This is a genomic window from Leifsonia sp. KNZ12-8B (assembly GCF_056755495.1).
In genome coordinates, this window is the sequence record NZ_JBPGXM010000226.1 from 1 (window position 1) to 2492 (window position 2492).

The 2492-nt window shown below is 72.4% G+C and carries 2 protein-coding genes; both read left to right on the forward strand.

Annotated features, from left to right (window positions below; genetic code table 11):
• The first annotated feature begins 4 nt into the window (after positions 1-4).
• A complete protein-coding gene (gene sigJ / locus ACR9ZG_RS18630; RefSeq protein WP_481286336.1) occupies positions 5-907 on the forward strand; it encodes an RNA polymerase sigma factor SigJ in 903 nt (300 codons plus the stop codon).
• A 60-nt stretch (positions 908-967) separates the two neighbouring features.
• Positions 968-2404, forward strand: coding sequence for an MFS transporter (locus tag ACR9ZG_RS18635; protein ID WP_481286335.1), 1437 nt, complete (start codon positions 968-970; stop codon positions 2402-2404).
• The last annotated feature ends 88 nt before the right edge of the window (positions 2405-2492 follow it).

The following is a 2492-nucleotide window of genomic DNA, read 5'->3' on the forward strand; positions in this document are numbered from 1 at the left end:
AGATGTGTATAAGAGACAGGTCGACGAGGCCGTGATCGCCGAGCGGCGGCATCTGCTCGCGCTGGCGTACCGCATGCTCGGCACGGTGGCGGAGGCGGAGGACGCCGTGCAGGAGACGTACGCGCGCTGGTACCGGCTCACGCCCGAGGAGCGGGAGGCGATCATCGCGCCCGCGGGCTGGCTGACCCGCGTCGCGAGCCGGATCTGCCTCGACGTGCTCGGATCGGCGCGCGCCCGCCGCGAGCGGTATGTCGGCCCCTGGCTGCCGGAGCCGGTGCCGTCGGACGCGTTCGCCGGAGCGGCGGCGCCCGCCGATCCGCTCGACCGGGTGACGCTCGACGACTCGGTCAGCATGGCGCTCCTCCTGGTGCTCGAGGCGATGACCCCGGCCGAGCGGGTCGCGTTCGTGCTGCACGACGTGTTCGGGATGCCCTTCGACGAGATCGCGGAGACCGTCGGCCGCTCCCCGGCCGCCTGCCGGCAGCTCGCGGCCACCGCTCGGCGGCGGGTGCGGGAGGGGCGGGAGCAGCCGGTGCCGCGCGCAGAGCACGACCGCGTCGTCCGGGCATTCGCCGCCGCAGCCGACGGCGGCGACCTCGCGCAGCTCGTCGCGGTGCTCGATCCGGAGGTCGTGCTCACCTCCGACGGCGGCGGCATCGTCAGCGCGGCTCGTCGGCCGGTGCACGGCGCCGTCAACGTGGCCAGGTTCATCCTCGGGCTCGCGGCGAAGTATCCCGAGGCCGCGCTGCTGCCGCGTGAGACGGCCGACGGGCTGGGGTTCGTGGAGGTGCAGGCCGGGCGCATCACGGGCGTGATCACGCTGACCGTGCGCGACGGCGTCGTGTCGGGCATCTGCGCGGTGCGCAATCCGGAGAAGCTGACGCTGTGGGGGGAGGTCGAATCATGACGTGAGCCGCCGCATCGCGTCGTTCACCGTGCGTTCCCCGCCCGGCCCTACGCTGTCCCCATGACGACCGACCATCCGGGAGGCCGTGGTGCGGGCGACGACGCCCTGGTGACCACCGCGACCCCGCTCTTCGCCGACAGCGCGGCCGACCGCAGCATCCCCCGCCGGTGGGTGGTGTCGTGGGCGGCGTGGGACTGGGGAGGCGCGGCCTTCAACGCGGTCATCACCACCTTCGTCTTCACCGTGTACCTGACGAGCAGCCTCTTCGTCGACCCGGCGATCGTCTCGGCGCGGGATGCCGAGAGCAGCGCCTCCGGACCGGCGCACGCCGCCTACGAGGCGGCCGTCGCGACCCTGTCCAGCGGCCTGGCGTGGGGGGTGGGCATCGCGGGCGCGGTCGTCGCCATCCTCGCTCCGGTGCTGGGCCGGCGGACGGACGGCTCGGGGAGGCGCAAGCTCTGGCTGGGCATCAACACGGGAGCCGTGGTCGTCGCGACCGCCCTCATGTTCTTCGTCGTCGGCGAGCCGGCGTACTTCCTGCTCGGGGTCGCGCTGGTGGCCATCGGGACGATCTTCTATGAGATCGCCACCGTCAACTACAACGCGATGCTGGTGCAGGTCTCCACGCCGCGGACGGTCGGCCGGGTCAGCGGGATCGGCTGGGGCGCCGGCTACCTCGGCGGCATCGTGCTGCTCCTCATCGTCTACTTCGGCATGGTGACCGGCAACGACGACGGGACCGGCGGGCTCCTGCACGTGCCGGAGGACGGCGGGCTCAACATCCGCATCATCGCGCTCATCGCGGCGCTGTGGACGCTGGTCTTCTCGCTCCCGGTGCTGTTCGTCGTGCCGGAGATGACGCCGAGCCCGCGCACCGGGCGCGTCGGGTTCTTCCAGTCGTACGCGGTGCTCGTCCGCGACATCGGGAGGCTGTGGCGGGAGAGCCGCAACACCGTGCTCTTCCTCATCGCGTCGGCGCTGTTCCGCGACGGACTGGTCGGGGTGTTCACCTTCGGCGGGATCCTGGCTCAGGGCACGTTCGGCTTCACCAGCGGTCAGGTGATCGTGTTCGCCATCGCGGCGAACGTGGTCGCGGGGGTCAGCACCCTCCTGTCCGGGAGGCTGGACGACCGGTTCGGGCCCAAGGCCGTCATCGTCACCTCGCTGATCGGGCTGATCGTGGCGGGGACGGCCGTGTTCTTCACGCACGACCTCGGCGCCACGGCGTTCTGGGTCGGCGGGCTCGTGCTGTGCCTGTTCGTCGGGCCGGCGCAGTCAGCGAGCCGGACCTTCCTCGCGCGGGTCACGCCGGCCGGGCGCGAGGGCGAGGTGTTCGGGCTGTACGCCACGACCGGGCGCGCGGTGTCGTTCCTGGCGCCGACGCTCTTCGCGACGTTCGTGGCGGTGGGCGGCGCGCAGTACTGGGGCATCCTGGCGATCGTGCTGGTGCTCGCTGTCGGGCTCGGGCTGCTGCTCCCGGTGAAGGCGGTGCGGTAGCCGAGGGGTGTTGTCGTCTCCGGAGGTCTCGGGCGGCTCGCCGGGGAAGGGCGGGTGAATCCGGAGGTCTGGGGCGACTCGCCGGGGA